The organism is Gordonia sp. ABSL11-1 (assembly GCF_030315685.1).
In the GTDB taxonomy this organism is placed as follows: domain Bacteria; phylum Actinomycetota; class Actinomycetes; order Mycobacteriales; family Mycobacteriaceae; genus Gordonia.
This window is the reverse complement of sequence record NZ_JASXSI010000001.1, coordinates 423,072-445,448: the sequence shown is the minus strand read 5'-3', so window position 1 is coordinate 445,448 and position 22,377 is coordinate 423,072. Positions and strand designations below refer to the sequence as shown.

The following is a 22,377-nucleotide window of genomic DNA, read 5'->3' as shown; positions in this document are numbered from 1 at the left end:
CGCAGGGGCCGTCCCGACGCTACGACGCCTTCGCCACGTCCGCACTCGCGCCGTCGCCGAGGTCGATCGCGCCCGCGGGCCCCTCCGACGTCACATCGAACGTGACCGCGAGTACCTCACCGGCGATCAGGTCGGCGTGAGTGCGGGCCCAGTCGAGACGCTCGGCCGGCACGACGAGACGGACCGTGATCCGGTCGGACACGTCGAGACCCAGGGTCCGCCGCGCATCCTGCAGTTCGCGCACGCGGTCCTTGGCCCAGCCCTCCGCCTCCAGCTCGGGGGTGACGGTGGTGTCGAGCACCACGAGACCCCGGCCCCCGGGCAGCTCGGCCGTCGACTCGGGCTCGACGGCCACGAGCCGACGCGTGTACTCACCATCGTGCAGCTCGATACCGTCGGCGACGATCACCTCCGCGCCGTCGTCCCCGGTGCTCACCGACCAGTCACCGGACTTGACCGCCTTGATCACACGCTGGACGTCCTTGCCGAGGCGCGGGCCGGCCGCCCGGGCATTGACGGCGATCTCGTGACGCCCGTAGACGTCGGCGTCGGTGGCCAGGGTCACCGACTTCACGTTCATCTCGTCCTTGATGAGGTCGGTGTACGGGCCGAGTTGTCCGGCCGTCGGAGACGCCACGGTCAGCCCCGTCAGCGGCAGCCGCACCCGGAGCTTGTTGGCCTTGCGCACACTCGAGGCCACCGAACAGACCTCCTGCACCTCGTCCATCGCGGCTACGAGAGCGGCATCGGCGGGCAGATCCGTGGCGGCAGGCCAATCGGTCAGATGCACGGATCGTCCGCCGGTCAGGCCACGCCAGATCGCTTCGGTCGCCAGCGGCAACAACGGCGCCGCGAGTCGGGCCGCCACCTCAAGAACCGTGTACAACGTGTCGAACGCATCGGCGTCCTCGTCCTGCCCGGCCCAGAAACGCGCACGCGAGCGACGGACGTACCAGTTCGTCAACGACTCGACGAACTCGCGGAAGGCCTCAGCCGCCCCGGACACGTCGTAGCTGTCGAGCGAGGTGGTCATCACCTCGCGCGTCGCGGCGAGCTTGGCCAGGATGTAGCGGTCGAGCACATGCTCACTGTCGGTCCGCCAGACGGCCGGCCGGTCTGCGTAGAGCTGAAGGAAGCTGTAGGCATTCCACAGCGGGAGGAGCGCCTGACGGACCCCCTCCCGGATGCCACGCTCGGTCACGACCAGGTTCCCGCCGCGCAGGATGGGGCTCGCCATCAGGAACCAGCGCATCGCATCCGAGCCGTCGCGGTCGAACACCTCGTTGACGTCCGGGTAGTTGCGCTTCGACTTGGACATCTTCTGACCGTCGTCGCCGAGGACGATGCCATGCGCAGCAACCGATTTGAACGCCGGTCGGTCGAACAGGGCGGTGGCCAGGACATGCAGGTTGTAGAACCATCCGCGCGCCTGACCGTTGTACTCGACGATGAAGTCACCGGGATTGTGCGGCAACGCGCCGTCCGCCCCGGCGTGATCCCCCGTCGCTGCGCTCGCCCCGTCAAACCACTCAGCGTTCTCGAACGGATAGTGCACCTGCGCGAACGGCATGGAACCCGACTCGAACCAGCAGTCGAGCACCTCGGGTACCCGCCGCATCGTCGACTTCCCCGACGGGTCGTCGGGGTTGGGCCGGGTCAGCTCGTCGATGTAGGGCCGGTGCAGATTGTCCGGGCGCACCCCGAAGTCGCGTTCGAGGTCGTCGAGCGATCCGTACACGTCCACGCGCGGGAACTCGGGGTCGTCGGAGACCCACACCGGGATCGGCGCACCCCAGAAGCGATTGCGGCTGATGTTCCAATCGCGCGCACCCTCGAGCCACTTGCCGAACTGGCCGTCACGGATGTGCGCCGGCGCCCAGATGATCTGCTGGTTGAGCTCGAGCATGCGTTCCTTGATCGGGGTGACCGCGACGAACCACGACGGAACGGCCATGTAGATCAACGGCTTTCCCGACCGCCACGAGTGCGGATAGGAGTGCTCGATGGTGTCGTGCCGCAGGATCTTGCCGATCCCCTTGAGGTCCTTGATGATCACCGGGTTCGCATCGAACACCATCATGCCCTCGTACGGCGGCACGAGGGCGGTGAACCGGCCGCCCGGATCGAGCGGCTGCACGACCTCGATGCCGTTGGCCATCGACAGCTCCATGTCCTCCTCACCGAATGCAGGCGCGAGATGGACGACGCCGGTACCGCTCTCGGTCGTCACGTAGTCTCCGAGCAGCACACGGTGCGCGTTCGGATGACCGAGGAAGAAGTCGAACGGCGGCGTGTAAGAGAGGCCGGCGAGTTCGGCGCCGCCGTAGCTGCCGAGGACCTCGGGCTCGGGGATCTCCTTGGCGTAGCTGCCGAGCAATGCCTTCGCCAGCAGGTACTCCTGGCCGTCGGCCGCCCGGACATGGACGTATTCGACGTCGGGGTTGACCGCGATCGCCAGGTTCGACGGCAGCGTCCACGGCGTGGTGGTCCAGATCAGCGCGTTCACGCCGTCCAGCGACGCCAACGGACCGTCGGGCACCGACAGCGGCATCCGGACGGTGACCGCGGGGTCCTGCCGCATGCGGTAGGCGTCGTCGAGCTTGGACTCCTGGTTGCTCAGGGGGGTCTGCTCATACCAGCTGTAGGGCAGGACCCGGTAACCCTGGTAGATGAGCCCCTTGTCGTAGAGACGCTTGAACGCCCACATGACCGACTCCATGAAGTCGATGTCGAGGGTCTTGTAGTCGTCGTCGAAGTCGACCCATCGCGCCTGCCGGGTCACGTAATCGCGCCATTCGCCGGTGTAGCGTAGCACCGAGTCGCGGCAGTAGTCGTTGAACTTCTCCATGCCCATCGACTCGATTTCCGACTTGTCGGTGATGCCGAGTTGGCGTTCGGCCTCGAGTTCGGCGGGCAGACCGTGAGTGTCCCAGCCGAAGCGGCGCTCCACCTTCTTGCCGCGCATGGTCTGGTACCGCGGTACCAGATCCTTGACGTAGCCGGTGAGCAGGTGCCCGTAGTGCGGCAACCCGTTGGCGAACGGCGGTCCGTCGTAGAAGACGAACTCCTCGGCGTCCGCACGATTCTCGATGGACGCGGTGAACGTCTGGTCGTCGGCCCAGTAGTCGAGGACCCGTTCCTCGACCGCCGGGAACGACGGGGCGCCGCGACCGGTTCCGCCCGTCATGTCGACGACCGGATAGACCCGCGACTCCGACGAGCCTGCGGAGGGAGACCCGTGAGGGTCGGAGAAGGTGTCGGTGGTGTCGTTGCTGCCGACCGTCTCGGTCATCGTCGCTCTCCTCGTGCCTGGCATACGAACTGCTGCTCTGGCACGGGGACGCAGATCCGTGGTCGACGACCACTCGTGTGCGCGGTACCACCCCGCTTGCGCCGGTCAGATCCTCGGTAGAGGAGCGTGGCGCCACTCGACGGTTCACATCAGCTGATGTGAACCCACGGCTGTGACGGGCCGCTCCCCGCCCGGTTCTACTGAGGATGTCGGCGCAGCTGAGTGCCGGACTCCCGTTCTTCCGGGTGCTCCCCGGTGATGGCCGGATCGACGCAGCATCGAGTGTAGCCGCGGCGCACCCGAACGGACGAATCGTTTTCCGACACCGACCCGCCGATGACCGGGCCGATCAGTCGAGCGGCGGACGCCAGTTCGGGTCGAGCGGGTCGAACTTCTGCGTGCGCGACGGTTCTCCGTCGGGGCCGTCCGTGCGGTTGGACCGCTCCGCGGATTCCCACCCGCCGGGCGTGGAACCGTCGGGCCGCCTGGCCTGTGTCGGCGCAGGAGTCGGCGCGGCAGCACTCCGGGGGGACGGCATCCCGAAGGACTCCGTCGCGGGGTCACCCCCGGGGTAGGGCCCCGGCCGGCGGTGCGGTTCGACACCCGGCGGAATCGGTGGAGCAGGGGGTGTCTGCCCCGGAGCCGGCCGCGGGGGTGTCGGCTGCGGATACGGGCTGTTCGCGCCGCTCCTCGGGCCTCCCGGACCGGGATAACCGCGGTCCGGCGGCGACTGACGACGGGTCGCCGCGTCGTCGGCACCGCCGACCGAGCGGAGGTAGTCGTCGAGAGTGCCCTCACGCCGGGGTGTCCGCGGATCGTCTGCGCGCGCCCCGGGAGCACTACCGGACGGCTGCGCCGTAGGTGGCACGGGTTGCCTCGGTGCCGGGGGTGTCGGGCCGCTCCCGGACGAGGGGACATCCGGAGCAGCGGGCCCTCGGGCGACCAGGCCGCCCAGCGACACGTCGTCGTCGGGCACCTGCGCGGTCCGGCGACCGGCCGTGTCGTCGATGCCGTCGTCGGCGGCGTCGGCGGCGTCGGAATCGTTCGCCCCGTCGACGAAATCACCGATGGACGGCTCATCATCGCGACGGCTCGACCCGACGATGTCCGCGATGAGAAAACCCACCCCGACGAGACAGACGACGATGCACGAGACGGCAAGCCACACCGTGCCCGTGACCAGGCCGAGCACCAACAACACGAACCCTACGAGAGTTGCCGCCAGGGCGAGCGTCAGCACGAAGACTCTCCGCCAGTCCGCCGATTAACTCGGTGAGTAGCTGGTGAATCCGCCGTTACCCGGATCCGACGAGAAGGAGTCTGCTCTCCCGCCCTCGACCGGCGCCGCGCTGCCACGCTGCTGCAGTTCCTCGAGCTGGGATTCCAGGTAGGTCTTCAGACGGGTCCGGTATTCACGTTCGTACACCTTCAACTGCTCGATCCGGCCCTCGAGCACGGTCCGCTGCTGATTGATGGTGCCCATGATCTCGCTGTGCTTGCGCTCGGCGTCGGTCTGCAGTGCGTCGGCACGCTCCTGTGCCTGTCGCACCTGTGCCTCCGACCGGGTCTGCGCGTCGGCGAGGATGGCCTCGGAACGCTGCCGTGCATCGGTCAGCATCGCGTCGGACTTGGTCTGAGCGTCGGTGACCATCGCGTCGGCCCGCGAGCGGGCGTCGGCCAGAAGGGACTCCGCCTCCTGCCGCGAGGTGGAGGTCAGACGATCCGCGGTGTCCTGGGCGAGCGCGAGCACGCGTGCGGCACGGACATTGGCGTCGTCCTCGCCGAACTCGGGCCGCGGTGTCGGCTCGGGTGCCGGGGCAGGTGTCTCGGGCGCGACCGGCGCGGCGGCGAACACCTGGGTGCGCTCCTCCGCGGCCGGGGCAGTGCCACCGGCGGATGCCGACGAACGGGCCTCGGCGAGATCGCCTTCGAGTTCCTCGACCCGCTGCTTCAGGTCGCCGTTCTCCTCGATGAGACGGGCGAGTTCCGCCTCGACAAAGTCGAGGAACTGATCAACTTCGTCTTCGTTGTAGCCGCGTTTACCGATAGGCGGTTTGCTGAACGCGACGTTGTGCACATCAGCTGGTGTCAGCCGCATGTCGGTTCCCCTCATTGTCAGTCGAGTTTGGTGGATCACACTGTCTTCAGTTGGCAGCGCACCCAGTCTGCACAGTCTTTGCTACAGGCTGTCACTGTTTATTCATACCAGTCCAATTGGTAACTGGCGTCAAATCCTGTCACACGAGAATCGTTGGTAGCAGGACTTCGATGCACTCCTGCAATGCAACAGTCACTCGATGATGACCATCCAACCGTAGACCACCGGGTGGCAATGGTCACGAAGTGGTCACGAACGCGGGTCGGCGCGTCGCGGATCATCGAGAGCGACCGATTCGTCGGCGCAGGTCATGCGAGTCCCGCGATCGCCAGCGCGCTCGCCGAACTCCGGCTCAGCGAGCTCACGATCTGCATCGCGATCAGGACCACGATCATCACGATCATCAGTGAGAGATCCAGCCGTACCGGGCCCAGCGGGATCGGCGGCAGAATCCGTCGCAGCGCGCGGATCGGTGGGTCGGTCGCGGTGAACACGATCTCGATGATCACAACGGCGACACCGGTGGGGCGCCATTCCCGAGCGAAAGTGCGGACGAGCTCGACGACGAGTCGCGCCAACAGCAGCAGCCAGTAGATGAACAGCACGTAATAGAGGACCTGGAACAGAATCGTCACGCCACCAGATTGCCTGAAATGTCGGAGGGTCGGGCATCCGACCCGCTCAGGGCAGCCATGACGGTGGTCACGGCGCAGATCCCGCCGATGGACGACCGCACGATCGAGAACCCGGGCGGCCCCGACAACGCAGCGGCCCACCGGTCGTCCGGGGACGACGGGCGGGCCGCTGGGTCGATGACCGGCGCGACGCCGGGCGATCAGCTGTGGTTGTAGAAGCCGGTCTCGGCGATCTTGCGGCGATCCTCGGGTGAGACGTCGACGTCGGCGGGCGACAGCAGGAACACCTTCGTGGCGACCTTGTCGAACGAGCCGCGGAGCGCGAACGCGAGTCCCGCGGCGAAGTCGACGAGTCGCTTGGCGTCGTCGTTGCTCATGTCGACGAGGTCCATGATGACCGGATTGCCGTCGCGGAACCGCTCGCCGATGGTGCGTGCCTCGCTGTAGTCCGACGGACGCAGGGTGGTGATCTTCTGCAGCGGGCCGTCGGCGAACACGCGCTCGAGTTCGGCGCGCTCGTCGGGGACCACCGCGGTCCGCACCACCCCGGTCGGCCGCATCCCCGAGCGCTGCAGAGGCTCGAGGCGATGTGCCGCGCGGACCCGCTCGACGGGGTCGGGGCCGCCCATGTGCCGGGCACCGGCGTAGGCGTACTCCGGGACGGGTTCGAAGCCGGCGTCGTAGCCCTGCGGCTCGAACTCACCCGGATAGCGACGGTCGTCGACGTAGGCATAGTCGGCGTCGCGCGGCCCCTCACGGAACGACGACTCCCGGTAAGGCGCATCACCGTAGTAGTCGTCGCGGTAGCCGCGACCGCCACGCACGGAACTGCCCGGCTCCTCCAGGTAGTCGTCCTCGTAGTCACTCGGAGGCACCATGCCGAAATATGCTTTGAACTTCTGCATCGACGTCATTTCTGGCCTCTCTGTCGGTCCAACGCTGCCAGCGAGTAGATCGGGAGCAATCGGTGGTGCTGTTGTTGATCAGTGTGCTCGTTGGTTCTCATGTGACCAATGTGATTACTGAGAGACTAGCGGCCGGGGACCCATGATCGCGGTACCGACACGCACGCATGTCGAGCCATGTGTGACGGCGGCCTCGAGATCACCGGACATACCTGCGGACAGTTCTCCGGCATCCGGATGATCGGCGAGGAACCGCGCGCGGATGTCGGCCGCGCGCGCCATCCACTTCTCCGCCGGTCCGTCGACCGGCGCGATCACCATGAGCCCGCGGAGCTCCAGCGCCGAGGCCGCTCGCACGCGCTCGGCGAGCTCGGGCAGATCCTCGACGAGCACTCCGCCCCGGTGCGGATCACCGTCCAGGCTGACCTGCAGCAGCACACCCAGCGGACCCGTCCGGACAGAGGCATCCAGGGCCGATTCGGCACCCCGCGCCAAGGCGTCGACGACCTTGTCGCGGTCGACCGAGTGCACTGCCCGTGCCCACTCCGCGACCGATCGCGCCTTCTTCGACTGGACCGACCCGATCATGTCGAAGACGACGCCCGCGTCTTCGGAAAGCGGGTCGTCGGCGTGGATCCCGGCGATCTTGCGCGATGCCTCCGGCTCGCGCGACTCCCCGAAGGATCGCACACCGAGTGCGATCAACCTGCGCACGTCGTCGGCCGGGAAGAACTTGGTGACGACCAGCAACTCGATCCCGCCGCGATCGCGCCCGGCCGCGTCCGCCGCGGCGTCGAGCCGGGCGCACGCAGCCGAATACCGTTCGGCGAGTTCCCGACTCCGTGGATCGGGAGCCCCGTCAGGCATCGGCCGTCTCGTCGCGCGAATCGATCCAGATCACCGAGGCGAGGCGACCGGTCGGCGCACCCCGGCGGTGACTGAACAGGTCGGGATCGTCGATGGTGCACCGCGGGTCGGCGGCGACCGCGGCAACGCCGGCGGCCAGCAACTGGCGACGCAGTCCCGCCCGCAGATCCAGTCCGGTCGTGCCCTTCGCGGTCACGCAGGCACTACCCGGAAGCCGTTCCTCCACGTCATGCTGCACCTGCGCGGGTACCTCGTAATTGCTGCCGGAGGCCGCGGGCCCGAGCAGGGCGCCGATGCGTTCGGGCCGGGCGCCCAGGCCGATCATGGCGCGCAGAGTGGCCGGGATTATGCCGACGCGCGCACCCACCCGGCCCGCGTGCACGCCGGCGATGACCCCGGCCTCGTCGTCGGAGAGCAGGACCGGGACGCAGTCAGCACTGAGCACCGCCAGGGCGAGATCGGGTTCGGTCGTCACGAGGGCATCGGTCGCGGGCACGGCGCCCTCGACCGGACCTGTCACGACAGTGACGTTGCGGCTGTGGATCTGCTCCATCCAGACCACCCGGTCCGGTGGCAAGCCGATCTGGCCGGCGAGCCTATCTCGGTTGTCCGCAACGGCTTTCGGATCGTCACCGACATGATCGCCCAAGTTGAAGGAGTCGTACGGCGGCGCCGACACCCCGCCCGTGCGGTCGGTGACCACGCGGCGAACCCGCATGGCCCGCCTCAGCGCTTCATGAACGACGGCACGTCCACGTCGTCGTCGTCGAGGGTGACGTTGTTGCGCCGCGGCCGTTCCTGCGCCTCGACGAAGGGGTCGCCGGTCCCGGCAGGCATCTTGCCGAACAGCGGATCGTTGTCCTGTGCGGTGGCGCCGACGGTTCCGGCCTGCCCCGAGGTGACCGACGGTTTTCCGGCGGCGGCCGGCACGTCGGTGCGCTTGCGCGGCGTGCCGCCGTCGAATCCGGCCGCGATCACGGTGACGCGGACCTCGTCGCCGAGGTTGTCGTCGATGACCGTGCCGAAGATGATGTTGGCGTCCTCGTGGGCTGCCTCCTGGACCTGTGTCGCCGCGTTGTGGATCTCGAACAGGCCGAGATCACTGCCGCCGGCGATCGAGATCAGCACGCCGCGTGCACCTTCCATCGACGCCTCGAGCAGCGGCGAGTTGATCGCGGCCTCGGCGGCCTTCTTCGCGCGGTCCTCGCCCCGCGACGATCCGATGCCCATGAGAGCGCTGCCGGCGTCGCTCATGACACCCTTCACATCCGCGAAGTCGACGTTGATGAGACCGGGAGTGGTGATCAGATCGGTGATGCCCTGAACGCCGTTGAGCAACACCTCATCTGCGCTGCGGAAGGCGTCCATCAGGCTGACCTGTGCATCGCCGAGCTGCAGCAGCCGGTCATTCGGGATCACGATCAGCGTGTCGCACGATTCACGCAACGCGGTGATGCCGGCCTCGGCCTGCCCTCCGCGGCGCTTGCCCTCGAAGGAGAATGGCCGGGTGACCACACCGACGGTCAAGGCACCGAGTTTCCGTGCGATCGACGCGACGACGGGCGCACCACCCGTGCCGGTGCCACCGCCCTCCCCTGCCGTCACGAACACCATGTCCGCACCCTTGAGGAGTTCCTCGATCTCGTCGCGTGCGTCCTCGGCGGCCCGCCGGCCGACCTCCGGGTCGGCACCGGCGCCGAGCCCACGTGTCGAGTCTCGACCGACGTCGAGTTTGACGTCGGCGTCACTCATCAGCAGGGCCTGGGCGTCGGTGTTGATCGCAATGAACTCAACACCTTTCAGCCCCTGCTCGATCATTCGGTTGACGGCGTTGACGCCGCCGCCGCCGATGCCGACGACCTTGATCACGGCCAGGTAGTTGTGCGGTGGCGTCATGTGCCCGCCTTCCTCGTTCGATCCCGAAACTCTAAACCTCAACCACAGATTTAGAGTTATGTCAAGTAGATGGATGTTGGGGATGACGCTAGGCATCCGACCGCGGGCAGGCCAGCAAGCGGTCGGCGTGTCGCGAACTTGGTCGTTTCTTTTTTCACCGTTGTCACACGGGATTCCACGGCCGTGGCGGTCACCGGAGGGGTACCGGACGTCAGATCGCCGGTCCACCAGGTCATTTGTAGGCCGGGAACTCCGGGCTCGAGACGTTGTACATGGTTGCCGGGCGGGTGAGCAGCGCCGTCAGCGTGCGCGCCTTCTCGGCGCCGCGCTCGCTGTCCCCCCACACAACTGTCTTGTTGCCCTTGAGGGTGAACTCGATGTCGACCGGCGAGGACGCGGTGACCTTGACGAGCTTGCCCGAGATCGTCTCGGGCAGTTCGGAGACCGCGGTCAGGGTCGCCACGGTGGTCGGATCGCCCGGGCCCGGGTTCGGTGTCGCGAACTCGGGCAACCGCTTCATCTCGGGCGGCACACCGGTGCTCGTGTCGAAGGTCAGGTAGCCGACGCCGGTCCGGTCGAGGACGTGGACCTTCTGCCCCTCGGTGACCTTGGCGACCGGCTGTCGTTCGACGACGGTGATGGTCAGCGACGACGGGTAGCTGCGCTGGACGCGGACCGATTCGATCGACGGGATGGCCGCGATCCGCTGGGCGACCGCCTGCGTGTCGACCTGGAGCAGAGGTGTGCCGTCCGGCACGTGGGCGGCGCCGACGATCTCGTCGGTGGCGACGGCGCGGTTGGCCACGACGTCGGTCGAGCGCACCGACATGAGCGGGGTGAAGTAGGCGATGAGACCCAACCCGACCACCACGACGACCACCAGCAGGGTGCCGAGCAGCAGACGCGAGCGCTGCGTCGATCCCCGCCCGCGTCGGATCATGGCGTCGGTCCCGGGGCGTCCGCCGCGGGTCGCCGCGGATTCGCCGGGCCGACGGCCGGGCCGTCCACCGTCACCTCGACGGTGCCGCCGCCGTCGGCATCGGAAGCGACCGGTGTGGCATCGGCCGGGGCAGCGTCCAGGGCCGCGAGGATCTCCGGGCCCTGCATGGTGATGTCGCCGGCGCCGAGCGTGAGTACCAGATCACCCGGCCGGGCGATCGACGCGACGGTCCGCGCCAGGGCCGACAGGTCGGGCACGAAGACGACCGGACGGGTCACCCGATCGGCGATACTGGCGCCACTGATCCCGGGGATGGGCTGCTCGCGTGCGCCGTAGACGTCGGCGACGACGACGTGGTCGGCGAGGTCGAGTGCTGCCGCGAACTCCGCGGCGAACTCCTGAGTGCGGGAGTACAGGTGCGGCTGGAAGACGGCGATCACACGACCCGGCCCGACGGTCGCGGCAGTGTCGTCGGCGTCGGCGGGGTCGCCGGGTTCGTCGTCACTCTCCGCAGCCGCACTCTCGACGGCGAGGCGTGCGGCGGTCAGGACCGCCCGCACCTCTGTCGGGTGATGGGCGTAGTCGTCGAAGACATCGACACCGCCTGTGCGGCCGCGGAACTCGAATCGACGATGCACACCGCCGAACGCCTCGACGCCACGGATCACGTCGTCGAGGGCCGCGCCCGCGCGGACGCACGCCACGATGGCACCGAGTGCGTTGAGCGCCATGTGCCGGCCCGGGACAGTCAGCGCGATGCGGCGCTCGACGATGTCGTCGGACACCGGCACGTCGAAGTGGACCCGTGCCTCTCCCCCGGCACCTCGGGCCTCCCATGACTCCAGGCGCGCCGCGTGGGTGGCCGCCGGTGCGCGGTCGGCGTACCTCCCGTCCCCGTAGCCGAGCACCGAGATACCGCGGGTGGCCAGTGATCCGGCGCACCGCCCCGCGAAGTCGGCCGCCCCCTCGTCGTCGAGGCACACGACGAGGGTTCCGCCGTCCGCGATCCGCTCGGCGAACGCGTCGAACACCTTGACGTATGCCTCACGGCTGCCGAAGAAGTCGAGGTGATCGACCTCGATGTTGGTCACCACGACGACGTCCGGGGTGTATTCGAGCAACGAGCCGTCGCTCTCGTCGGCCTCCGCGACGAAGATCCCGCCGCTGCCGTGATGGGCGTTGGTGCCCGATTCGTTCAGCTCGCCGCCGACCGCGAACGACGGATCCAGTCCGCAGTGCTGCAGCGCGACGACCGCGATCGACGTCGTGGAGGTCTTGCCGTGGGTGCCGGCCACCAGCACGGTTCGATAGCCGCCCATCAACTCGGCCAGCACGCGTGGACGCAGCAGGATCGGGATGCCCCGCGACCGTGCCGCGACCAGTTCGGGATTCGTCTTCGGGATCGCCGCGTGGGTGGTGACCACGACCGACGGTCCGCCGGGGATCTGGTCGAGCGCCGATGGATCGTGACCCACCTGGATGCGGGCGCCACGGGTGCGCAACGCCAGGATGCCGCGGCTGTTCTTCGCGTCCGAGCCCGACACCTGGCCGCCTCGAGCGAGCAGGATGCGGGCGAGCCCGCTCATGCCGGCACCACCGATGCCGACCATGTGGACTCGACGAAGTTGTTCGGGGAGTTCGCCCGTGGGCGCGTGTGGCCCGTCGCTCATCGCCACACCTCTCCGCTCGTCGAGAACCTCACGGCGTTCACCGTGCCGCACGTGTCGATTCTCACCGCTGCGACCCCGAACCGTGAGAGCGAAACGCCGCGCGCAGCCGACCACGGTGATCGCCCGCCCGGTATTCGGCGGCGAGATCGAGGGCGGCCGAGGCGACCGCCGACGCGGCGTCGCGGTGCCCGGTCCCGGTCGCGGCCGCCGACATCGCGGCCAGACGACCGGTGTCGGCGAGCAGTGCGGGTACCTCGCGGGCCACCCACTCCGACGTGATGTCGGCGTCGTCGACGATGACGCCTCCGCCCGCCTCGACGACCGGCAGCGCGTTGAGGCGCTGCTCGCCGTTGCCGTGCGGCAGCGGCACGTAGACCGCCGGCAGCCCGGTCGCCGAGATCTCGGCCACCGTCATCGCTCCCGAGCGGCAGATGACGAGATCGGCGGCGGCGTAGGCCAGGTCCATCCGTTTGAGATAGCCGACCCCGCGATAGGGCGGTGCGTCGTCGGGCGACTGGGGGTGGATCGTGTTCTTCGGTCCGTAGGCGTGCAGCACGCCGATCCCGGCCGTGCCGAGAGGGCCTGCCGCACCGGCCACCGCCTCGTTGATGCGTTGCGCGCCTTGGGAACCGCCGAACACGAGGAGTGTCGGCGCGTCCTCGTCGAGTCCGAAGTAGTGACGTGCCTTGGCCCGCAGCCCGGGACGGTCGAGTTCGGCGATCACCCCGCGCACGGGGATGCCGACCACCTCGGCATCAAGGCCGGACCCGGGCACGGCGGCCATCACGCGGTCGGCCAGACGGGCACCCACCTTGTTCGCGATCCCGGCGCTCGCGTTGGCCTCGTGGATCACGATGGGCAGTCGGCTGCGGCCGCGGACATGCATCTGGGCGGCGAGGTAGGCGGGCAGGGCGACGTATCCGCCGAAGCCTACGACGACGTCTGCGCCGACCTCGGCCAGCACCGAACGAGTCGTCGTCACCGCCTGGATCAGCCGGGCCGGAGTCTTCGCGAGTTCCAGTCCGGGCTTGCGTGGCAGCGGGGCCGGCGGGATGAGTTCCAGGTGATAGCCACGTTCGGGGACCAGCGTGGTCTCCAGCCCGCGGATGGTGCCGAGGGCGGTCACCCGCGCCGTCGAGTCGATCCGCGTGACCGCGTCGGCGACCGCGAGTGCGGGCTCGATGTGCCCGGCCGTTCCCCCACCGGCGACCACCACCGACAGGGGACGTTCCGATCGTGACCGATCTCGCCCAGAACTCACCGGTGCACTACTCCATTTCGCATCTGTGAACGTCGGTTACCGGCGGGCGAGCGTGGCTCGCCCCGACGTCAGCGTCGCGACCAGGTGGGCCGATCCGTCGGACGCCACTGCGGCGCCGACGTCGTCCGCCGATCGCCGGTCGCATGTCCGCCCCCTCCCCGGGCCGAACCCGACCGCGCCGACGCCGAACGCGTCGCACCTGATCGTGCCGAGGCCGCACGGGGCGACCAGGAGGAGACCGAACCGTCACCGCGATCAGCCGTGCCGGAATACCCCGTACGGTAGTCGACCCGAATTGTGGACGTGCGCGGTGCCCGGGCCCGCGACGGGGCCTGATCGCGTGCGGGCTGCTCCGCCGGCCCGGAACGCCGACGGCGCAGTCGCGCCCAGCGCGACGGGGCGGCCGGCGGGGTCGGGCGCGCCCGCCCGGGGCGTGCCCGGTCGGCCTGGGCACGGTCCGGACGGCGGCGGTCGAGTCGGTCGCGCAGGGCGTCGGCCCGGCTCGGTCGGTACGGCACCGGCGCCGGCAGTCGCAGCCACCGGCCCAGACGGCCCTCGTCGCCGCCGACGAGCGCGGCGACGGCTTCCGGTTCGTGCCGGGCCGCATTCGCCAGGAGGCCGAGCATCGCCAGCACCGTCAGTGTCGACGTACCACCCGCGGACAGCAGGGGCAGCTGGATGCCGGTGACCGGCAGCAAACCGATGACGTATCCGATGTTGATGAACGCCTGGGCGGTGATGAGCACGGTGATCGTCGCAGTCATCAGTCGCAGGAACGGGTCCACCGACCGGGCCGCGATCCGGAAGCCGATGAAGGCCAGGATGGCGAACAGGATGACCACCAACAGGCCGCCGATGAGTCCGAGTTCCTCACCGATGATCGCGAAGATGAAGTCGTTGTGTGCGTTCGGGAGGTAGTTCCACTTCGCCCGGCTCTGCCCGAGGCCGACGCCGAAGACCCCGCCGTTGGCGAGCGCATACGTCGCCTGCCGCGCCTGGTACCCCGCGCCCTGCGGGTCGTCGATACTCCCGAGGAAGCTCATCACGCGTTGCGACCGGTATCCCTCGACGAGGGCGAGCAGCACGGCCAGCGCGGTTCCGACGGCGGCGAACGACAGGAACACCTTGGCTGGCAGGCCTGCGAACCAGAGCAGTGCGCCGACGATGATCGCGATGGTGATCGTCGTGGAGAGATTGGGTTCGAGGATGATCAGCAGGCAGATCAGCATAGCCACCGGGAGCAGCGGGATCAGCAATTCCTTGAGCGACGCGTTCTCCCGACGACGCGACGCGAGCAGATGCGCACCCCACACACACAGGGCGACCTTGACCAGCTCGGACGGCTGCACCGACAACCCGCCGACGACGAACCATCGGCGCGCACCCTGACTGAGGGTGCCGATGCCGGGGACGAGGACCAGCGCGAGCAGGATCGTCGTCACGATGATCAGTGGGGCCGCGACCCGCCGCAGCAACCGCACCGGGATACGCAGCATGATGTAGAAGCCGACGAGGCCGAGGAGCGCGAAGATCACCTGCGTGGCGAAGAGCCCGTACGACGACCCGTCCTTGGAGTAGCCCTCGACCGACGACGCCGACAGCACCATCACGAGTCCGAATGCGGTCAGCAGGAACGCGATGGTGAGGATCAGGTGATACGACGCGAGTGGCCGGGCGAGCAGGTTGCGCACGGCCTCGACGATCGTCGCGCCCCAGGTGTGACCGGTCGACGCCGACGATGCCGAGGAGGCCTTCACGTCCGGCGTGGACGCCGACGACGATGCGTCGGAGGTGCCGCTCATCGCGGCGACCCGCTCGTGTCCGCCGCCCCGGGTAACGCTCGGGCGGCGGCCGCGAACGCGTCGCCGCGCCGGCCGTAGCCGGCGAACATGTCCAATGACGCCGCGGCCGGGGCCAGCAGCACCGCATCCGGGCGGTCGTCGACGACACGGCCGAGGTGCGCGGCGATCGCGACGGCACGCTCCATCACGGCGACGGCCGCGGCCTCGTCATCCCGGGTCGCCGACGACCGCGCGTCGGGATCGTCCGACGAGGCGGGGCGCGTCAGGTCCGCGGGCAGGGCATCCTCGAGGGTCGCGGTCGCGAGCTGAACAGTCACCCGACCATCGTCCCCTGTGAATACTGTGACTGTTGGGACTTCTGGGGCGTGTCGCGCGATCGTCTCGACGATCACATCGCGGTCCCGTCCGATGGCCACGACGGCGGCCAGGCGTTCGCGGGTGTCGCGCACCAGCTCGTCGACAGAGGCTCCCTTGAGCAATCCGCCGGCGACGAGGATCACCCGCCGGTGACCGCGGATCGCGGCCTGCGCCGCGTGCGGATTGGTGGCCTTGGAGTCGTCGATGTAGTCGACACCGTCGACCGTGGCGACGACGTCCCCACGATGTGCCCCGGGGCTGAATCCCCGGAGGCCGGCCGCCACGGCCTCGGGCGTGACACCGATGGCCAGCGCGATCGCCGCGGCCGCCAGTGCGTCGGCGACGCCCGACGGTCCCGGTGGTCGGATGACGTCGGCCTCGACCAACTCCCGCGACTCCCGGTCCGGCCCGAACGCGCGATCGACGAGCGTCCCGTCGACGATGCCGAGCTCGTCGTCGCCGGGTGCACCGAGGGTGAAACCGACGCGGCGGCCCGCGACCGGCAATGCCGAGGCCACCCGGTCGTCGAGGCCCACCACCCCGATCGCACCGTGCAGCGCGATGGTCTTCGCCTCGGCGTAGGCGTCGAACGATCCGTGCCAGTCGAGGTGATCGTCGGCGATGTTGAGCACCACGCCGGCGTCCGGCGACACCGACGGCGCCCAGTGCAACTGGAATGACGACAGTTCGGCGCAGAGCACGTCGACACGCGGTTCCTGCTGCATGGCGTCGAGAACCGGGAGGCCGATGTTGCCGCACGCCGCGCCCGCCAGCCCGGCGGCATCGACGATCTCTGCCAGCATCGAGGTGGTCGTGGTCTTGCCGTTCGTCCCGGTCACCACCAGCCAGGTGCGGGGCGCCCCGAGCATCCCGGCGCGGTCCACCCGCCAGGCGAGTTCGACCTCCCCCCACATCGGGAGGCCGGCATCGGCCACGAGCTGCATGAGCGGGTGGGTCGGCGCGAATCCGGGAGACACGATCATCAGGTCGGTCGTCGCGCTCCACGAGTCGTCGTCGAGCAGTTCCGACATCGCCACCGTCCGCGCTCCCAGCGCCGCGAGCTCGTCGTCGGCGGGGGTGTCCGGCCCGAACCGCGCATCCGCGACCGTCACCCGCGCACCGACGCCGGTGAGGAACCGTGCCGCCGACCGCCCGGCCGTCCCGGCGCCGGCCACCACGACGGGCCTGCCGGCCAGCTCGGTCACATCGGTCATCGTCTGCCGATCAGCCACTGACGGCCAGGAACTCGCTGTAGAACAACGACAGGCCCAGAGCGCACGCGATGGCCGTCAGCAGCCAGAATCGGATGATCACCGTCGTCTCGGCCCAGCCACCGAGTTCGAAGTGGTGATGGAACGGTGCCATGCGGAACACCCGTCGGCCGGTCGTCCGGAAGAACGCGATCTGGATGACGACGGAGACGATCTCGGCGACGAAGAGTGCACCGATGACGACGGCGAGCAGTTCGGTGCGGGTCGTGATCGACAATCCGGCGAGCATGCCGCCGAGCGCCAGGGATCCGGTGTCGCCCATGAAGATCTTGGCGGGTGCGGCGTTCCACCACAGGAACCCGAGGCAGGCGCCGCCGCCCGCGACGGCGATCAGCGCGAGGTCGAGGGGATCACGGACGACGTAGCAACCGGGGGTGATCTCCTGCGTCGCCTTCGGCCCACCGGTGCACGCGTTGCGGTACTGCCAGAACGTCACGAGGACGTAGGAGCCCAGGACCATCGCCATGGATCCGGCGGCGAGACCGTCCAGTCCGTCGGTGAAGTTGACCGCGTTCGACCATGCCGCGACGACCAGCCAGCAGAACACCACGAACACCGCCGACCACATCGAGATGGCGTCGATGTCGCGGACATAGGACAGGTGGGTGCTGGCCGGGGTGTAGCCGGCGTCGTTGCGGAACTGCAGCACCAGCACACCGAAGAGGATGGCGGCGACGAACTGCCCGATCGACTTCGCGGTCTTGTTCAGGCCGAGGTTGCGGTGCTTGCGGATCTTGATGATGTCGTCGAGGAAGCCGACGATGCCGAGCGCCGTCGCGAGACCCAGGACCAACAAGCCGGATGCCGTCACTCCGGTACCACCGGTGAACAGCCCGACCAGATGCGACCCGAGGTACCCGGCCCACAGCGCGGCGAGGATCGCGACGCCACCCATCGACGGCGTCCCGCGCTTCGTCTGATGGCTCTGCGGACCCTCGACCCGGATCTCCTGACCGAAACCCTGTCGGGTGAACAGCCGGATCAGGAACGGGGTGAGCAGGATCGACACCGCCAGCGCGATGCCGCCCGCGATCAGGATCTGTGTCACCGCGTCGTCCTCGTCTGCCCTGTCACCGTCGTGGCTCTCTCTCGTTCGTCGTCGGTCGGTCGGTCTCGGGGCGCGGCTGCCATCCCCTCTCGTGCGGGTCGTCGCCGTGCAGCCACGTCGGTCATCACCCGTCCCGCCACAGTTCCGCGAGCGCGGCGATCTCCGGGCTCGCGGCGGCGACGAAGACGACGTCCGCGGACTCCGGACACCAGTCCCCCGGTTCGCTCAGCAGTTCTCGTGCCTCGGCAGTCGAGGCGACCAGGCGCGCCTCGTCCCCCCAGGAGCCTTCCATGATCGCCCCCTGATGCAGTGCGCGCACCGATCGGGACCCTCCGACACACAGCGTCTTGTCGACGGCGAGTCGAACCGCCTGACGGCCGAGCCGATCGTGTTCGACGACACCGTCGTTCTCGCTGAGTCCGGCGCCGACGGCGACCTCGCCGATGATCACCCACGTGCGGCTCGTGTCGTCGGCGGCGCGCGCGACGGCGCCGGCCTCGGCGAGATCCCGCAACATCGTCCGCACGTCGTCGATCCCGGCCGGGACCGGGGCGACGAGCACCCGCGGCGCGCTCACTCCCCGTTCTCCCGATCCGAAGCGGCCTCGCCGGCGACACCCGGGAGTCGGTCGAGTGACTGCGTCGCCACCACCCGGTCGTCGAACGGATGCTTGACTCCGTCGATCTCCTGTCCCGTCTCGTGGCCCTTGCCCGCGATGAGGATCGCGTCGCCGGTCTGCGCCCAGGCGATCGCCGTCGAGATCGCGTCCGCACGATCACCGATTTCCTCCACCGCGGCGCCGCCACCCTCGGCGCGCACACGGTCGGCCCCGGCCATGACCTCGGCCCGGATCGCGGCCGGATCCTCGGAGCGTGGGTTGTCGTCGGTGACGATCAGCAGGTCGGCTCCGCGGGCAGCGATCTCGCCCATCATCGGACGCTTGCCCGTATCCCGGTCGCCGCCCGCGCCGACGACGACACCGATCCGCCCGCGCGTCTGATCGCGCAGCGTGGCGATCACCGCGTCGAGTGCGGCGGGTTTGTGCGCGTAGTCGACGAGGACGAGGAAGTCCTGGCCGCGGTCGATCCGCTCTAGTCGGCCGGGCACCGAGACCCCGGCGATCGCGTCGATGGCGGTCGCGGTCACGACACCTGCGCCGGAGGCGATCGCCAGGGCGGTCAGGGCATTCGCGACGTTGTAGCGACCGGGTAGCGGGACGGTGAGGTCGTGCTCGACCCCGCCGGGCGCGGTCACGGTGGCGTGTTGCACCCCGTCGGCGTCCACCGACGACGGCCCTGCGTGCCACGACGCGGGAACCGGGCCGGTGGACACCGTCACCGGTGTCGTCTGCGGGTCCGCGCCGGCGACCTCGACCATCCGTCGGCCCCACTCGTCGTCGACGCAGATGACCGGCCGCACCGCGCGGGTGGACGACGCCGGAGCGAACAGTTGGGCCTTCGCATCGAAGTAGGCCCGCATCGTGTGGTGGAAGTCGAGGTGGTCCTGGGACAGGTTGGTGAACGCCCCGATCGCGAAGTGGGCGCCGTCGACCCGGCCCAGCGACAGGGCGTGACTCGACACCTCCATGACGACGGCGTCGACGCCGCGCTCGAGCATCGTCGCCAACATCGCCTGCAATGTCGGGGCCTCCGGGGTGGTGAGCGCGCTCGGTTGGGCGACGCCGTCGATGCGGGTCTGCACCGTGCCGATCAGGCCGACGGAATGGCCACCGGCGAGCAGTGCCGCCTCGACCATGTAGGCCGTGGTGGTCTTGCCGGAGGTCCCGGTGATGCCGATCAGCTTCAGGCGTTGGGACGGATAGCCGTAGATGCGGGCGCTGACCGGTCCGAGGACCGTCCGCGGCTCGGGATGGATGAGGACGGCACAGGCCGCGTCGGGCCCGAGGACACTGGTGAGTTCGTCGCGCCCGGCCGGATCAGTGAGCACCGCCGTCGCCCCGGCGGCAAGCGCCTGTTCGGCGAAGCGTGCACCGTGGGTCCGACCGCCGGGCAGGGCGGCGAACAGATCGCCGGGGATCACGTCCTGGGCCCGCAGGGTCACGCCGGTGACCTCGACATCGGCGGGCACCGACCCGATCAGGTCGAGACGCGCCCCGGTCGCCGTGGACAGCACCGACACCGCCGTCGGTGCCACGCTGGTCGGGCGCGGCATCACCTCGGCCACCTGCGCGCGCTTACGGCGAGTCGACGCCATCGCCTGGATCCGCCTCCCCTCGCTGATCATCTCGACAGACCCGGTCCGGGCCCGGAAGAACGCACTCACGATACCGTCAGGCCCTCATCGCACGCGTATCGGTGAGAACCGGGCACCGAACGCCGGTCAGAGGGGCGCGATCAGGTCCCGATCGCGCGGCACCTCGTGCATGTCAACCTGGGTGTGAGTCACACTCACCGCGCCTCGAGCGTCAGCCGCGGCGTGGGCCCCGGGGACAGGGAGACCCGATCGCGCTGCAGCAGCCACGACGCGAGCGTGCCGAACATCGGCGCCGCCGACTGTCCCCCGCTGCCATCGGAGCTGCGCTTGGGATTGTCGAGCATGATTCCGATGACGTAGCGCGGATTGTCGGCGGGGGCGATGCCGGCGAACGTGATGTTGTAGTTCGAGTTGGAGTAGCACCCGCACGCCGGATCGACCTGCTGGGCCGTACCGGTCTTGCCGGAGAGCTGATAACCCGACACCGCACCGGTCGAGCCGGTGCCCTGCTGCACACCCATCGGATCCTTCTGCAGGACGGCACGGAACATGTCGCGCACCGTGGTAGCGGTCTGCGGACTCACCACGCGCACGCCATCGGGCCGGGCGACGTCGTCGGTGGGCTGCCCGTCGCGTTGCTCGGACGCCATGATCCGCGGCGGGATGCGCATGCCGTTGTTGGCGATCGCCTGATACATGGCGGTCATCTGCAGCAGGGTCATCGAAAGACCCTGTCCGATGGGCAGGTTCGCGAAGGAACCACCCGACCACTGGCTGAGGGCCGGGACCTCTCCGGCACTCTCGGCGGGCAGTCCGACACCGGTCCGCTGACCGAGTCCGAAGCGGGTCACCATGTCGGCGAACCGCTTCTCCCCGATCTTCTTGGCGAGCATCAGGGTGCCCACGTTCGACGACTTCCCGAAGATACCGGTGGTGGTGTACGGCTCGACGCCGTGCGACCACGCATCGTTGACGGTGACACCCGCCATGTTGATGCTGCCGGGTACCCGATACACCTCGGTGGGTGTGGTCACCCCGTACTCGATGGCCGCGGCCGCCGCGATGATCTTGTTCACCGAGCCGGGCTCGAACGGCGACGTGACCGCGCGGTTGCCGAGGTCGGCATCCTTCTGCTCGTCCAACGGCTTCGAGGCGTTGAAAGTGTTGTCGTTGGCCATCGCCAGCACCTCTCCGGTGCGCGAATCGAGCACGACCGCGGACGCGTTCTGGGCGCCGGAGGCGGCCTTGGCCGCCGACACTTGACTCTGGACGAACCACTGGATGTCGGAGTCGATCGTGAGCCGCACCGTGGCACCGTTGATCGCCGGATGCACGTTGCGCGTGCTGCCCGGGATGATCGCCCCATCCGACCCGCGGTCATAGGTCTTCGAGCCGTTCGTGCCCGCCAGGGCCGAATCGAGGGATGCCTCGAGACCGATCAACCCGTTCCCGTCATAATTGACGTCACCGATGATGTTGGCGCCCAACGATCCACCCGGATACAGCCGGATGCTCTGCGGATCGGCACCGATCTCGGGGAACTCGGTGGTGATCGTGTTCGCCGTCTCGGGACTCACCGAGCGCGCCAGGTAGACGAAGGTGTCGTCGCTGGTCAGTTTGGACAGCAGGTCCTGTTCGCTGATCGACCCTCCCAGTGCCGAGGACACACCCTTGGCGATCTCCCGGAGCCGGGTGTCGACGTCCGGGAGGGCGGCATCCTCTCGATGAGCGGACTCGATCTGCTTGCGAACCGCCTTGGGCAGGAACGTCAGTGACCGCGCCTCATCGGTGTAGGCGAGCGGTTTGCCGTTGCGGTCGAGCAGTGCCCCTCGTTTGGCGGTCAGCACCTGGGTGTACTCGCGCTGCTGGGCGGCCTGGGCCGAGATCGAGGAGGCCTCGACGGTGTGGACCACGATCATCCGGACGGCGACGGCGATCACCGCGAGGATCACGATGGCACCGGCGATTCGGCTGCGGCCGAGGAACGCCTCGGGACGGCGCGGACCGCGACCTCCCGACGATCCGGAACCGCCACGGCCCGAGCCGCCCCGTCCGGATCCGCCGTGGCCACCTCGTCCGCGCCCGGACATGTCGAGGCGCTGGAAGACGGCACGTGTCATG

18 protein-coding genes are annotated in these 22,377 nt (G+C 69.0%); 1 reads left to right on the top strand and 17 read right to left on the bottom strand.

What is annotated here, in order from left to right; genetic code table 11:
• Nucleotides 1–19: 19 nt before the first annotated feature.
• From ileS to QSJ19_RS02240, 4 genes are all read right to left on the bottom strand, one after another.
• Nucleotides 20–3,187: an isoleucine--tRNA ligase gene (gene ileS / locus QSJ19_RS02255; protein WP_286318160.1), complete on the bottom strand. Its 3,168-nt coding sequence runs from the start codon at nt 3,185–3,187 to the stop codon at nt 20–22.
• 454 nt (nt 3,188–3,641) lie between these two features.
• Nucleotides 3,642–4,532 (bottom strand): hypothetical protein, encoded by an 891-nt coding sequence (locus tag QSJ19_RS02250; protein WP_286318059.1) that lies wholly within the window; start codon nt 4,530–4,532, stop codon nt 3,642–3,644.
• Between the two features lie 24 nt (nt 4,533–4,556).
• Entirely contained in the window at nt 4,557–5,390 is an 834-nt protein-coding gene (wag31, locus tag QSJ19_RS02245) for a DivIVA-like cell division protein Wag31 (RefSeq protein WP_286318058.1), read from the bottom strand.
• Nucleotides 5,391–5,698: 308 nt separating this feature from the next.
• Nucleotides 5,699–6,025, bottom strand: coding sequence for a YggT family protein (locus QSJ19_RS02240; RefSeq protein ID WP_286318057.1), 327 nt, complete (start codon nt 6,023–6,025; stop codon nt 5,699–5,701).
• A gap of 57 nt (nt 6,026–6,082) precedes the next feature.
• Between QSJ19_RS02240 and QSJ19_RS02235 the strand changes: the two genes are divergently transcribed.
• Nucleotides 6,083–6,241 (top strand): hypothetical protein, encoded by a 159-nt coding sequence (locus QSJ19_RS02235; RefSeq protein WP_286318056.1) that lies wholly within the window; start codon nt 6,083–6,085, stop codon nt 6,239–6,241.
• Here QSJ19_RS02235 and QSJ19_RS02230 read toward each other — a convergent pair.
• The 13 genes from QSJ19_RS02230 to QSJ19_RS02170 form a co-directional block, all read right to left on the bottom strand.
• A complete protein-coding gene (locus tag QSJ19_RS02230; RefSeq protein WP_286318055.1) occupies nt 6,226–6,939 on the bottom strand; it encodes a cell division protein SepF in 714 nt (237 codons plus the stop codon). The genes QSJ19_RS02235 and QSJ19_RS02230 overlap by 16 nt on opposite strands.
• Nucleotides 6,940–7,044: 105 nt before the next feature.
• Complete coding sequence (locus tag QSJ19_RS02225; protein WP_286318054.1) at nt 7,045–7,797, bottom strand: YggS family pyridoxal phosphate-dependent enzyme; 753 nt, start codon at nt 7,795–7,797, stop codon at nt 7,045–7,047.
• The gene (gene pgeF / locus QSJ19_RS02220) at nt 7,790–8,515 is read right to left on the bottom strand and encodes a peptidoglycan editing factor PgeF (RefSeq protein WP_286318053.1); all 726 of its coding nucleotides are present in this window, start codon (nt 8,513–8,515) and stop codon (nt 7,790–7,792) included. Before pgeF ends, QSJ19_RS02225 begins: the two co-directional genes overlap by 8 nt.
• 8 nt (nt 8,516–8,523) lie before the next feature.
• Entirely contained in the window at nt 8,524–9,693 is a 1,170-nt protein-coding gene (ftsZ, locus tag QSJ19_RS02215; RefSeq protein WP_286318052.1) for a cell division protein FtsZ, read from the bottom strand.
• Nucleotides 9,694–9,925: 232 nt separating this feature from the next.
• Nucleotides 9,926–10,633, bottom strand: a complete 708-nt coding sequence (locus QSJ19_RS02210; RefSeq protein ID WP_286318051.1) for a cell division protein FtsQ/DivIB — start codon at nt 10,631–10,633, stop codon at nt 9,926–9,928.
• Complete coding sequence (murC, locus tag QSJ19_RS02205; protein ID WP_286318050.1) at nt 10,630–12,303, bottom strand: UDP-N-acetylmuramate--L-alanine ligase; 1,674 nt, start codon at nt 12,301–12,303, stop codon at nt 10,630–10,632. The genes QSJ19_RS02210 and murC overlap by 4 nt, the downstream gene beginning before the upstream one ends.
• A 61-nt stretch (nt 12,304–12,364) precedes the next feature.
• Entirely contained in the window at nt 12,365–13,564 is a 1,200-nt protein-coding gene (gene murG, locus QSJ19_RS02200; protein ID WP_286318049.1) for an undecaprenyldiphospho-muramoylpentapeptide beta-N-acetylglucosaminyltransferase, read from the bottom strand.
• A gap of 68 nt (nt 13,565–13,632) precedes the next feature.
• Nucleotides 13,633–15,366, bottom strand: a complete 1,734-nt coding sequence (ftsW, locus tag QSJ19_RS02195; protein WP_286318048.1) for a putative lipid II flippase FtsW — start codon at nt 15,364–15,366, stop codon at nt 13,633–13,635.
• Nucleotides 15,363–16,937 (bottom strand): UDP-N-acetylmuramoyl-L-alanine--D-glutamate ligase, encoded by a 1,575-nt coding sequence (gene murD, locus QSJ19_RS02190; protein ID WP_286318047.1) that lies wholly within the window; start codon nt 16,935–16,937, stop codon nt 15,363–15,365. The genes ftsW and murD overlap by 4 nt, the downstream gene beginning before the upstream one ends.
• A 10-nt stretch (nt 16,938–16,947) precedes the next feature.
• Nucleotides 16,948–18,042 carry a phospho-N-acetylmuramoyl-pentapeptide-transferase gene (gene mraY / locus QSJ19_RS02185; RefSeq protein ID WP_286318046.1) on the bottom strand — a complete coding sequence of 365 codons (1,095 nt, stop codon included), beginning with the start codon at nt 18,040–18,042 and terminating at the stop codon, nt 16,948–16,950.
• A 124-nt stretch (nt 18,043–18,166) separates the two neighbouring features.
• Nucleotides 18,167–18,619, bottom strand: coding sequence for a UDP-N-acetylmuramoyl-tripeptide--D-alanyl-D-alanine ligase (locus QSJ19_RS02180; protein WP_502876068.1), 453 nt, complete (start codon nt 18,617–18,619; stop codon nt 18,167–18,169).
• Nucleotides 18,616–20,256: a UDP-N-acetylmuramoyl-L-alanyl-D-glutamate--2,6-diaminopimelate ligase gene (locus QSJ19_RS02175; RefSeq protein ID WP_286318158.1), complete on the bottom strand. Its 1,641-nt coding sequence runs from the start codon at nt 20,254–20,256 to the stop codon at nt 18,616–18,618. Before QSJ19_RS02175 ends, QSJ19_RS02180 begins: the two co-directional genes overlap by 4 nt.
• 194 nt (nt 20,257–20,450) lie before the next feature.
• The gene (locus tag QSJ19_RS02170) at nt 20,451–22,376 is read right to left on the bottom strand and encodes a peptidoglycan D,D-transpeptidase FtsI family protein (protein ID WP_286318045.1); all 1,926 of its coding nucleotides are present in this window, start codon (nt 22,374–22,376) and stop codon (nt 20,451–20,453) included.
• Nucleotide 22,377: the final 1 nt, after the last annotated feature.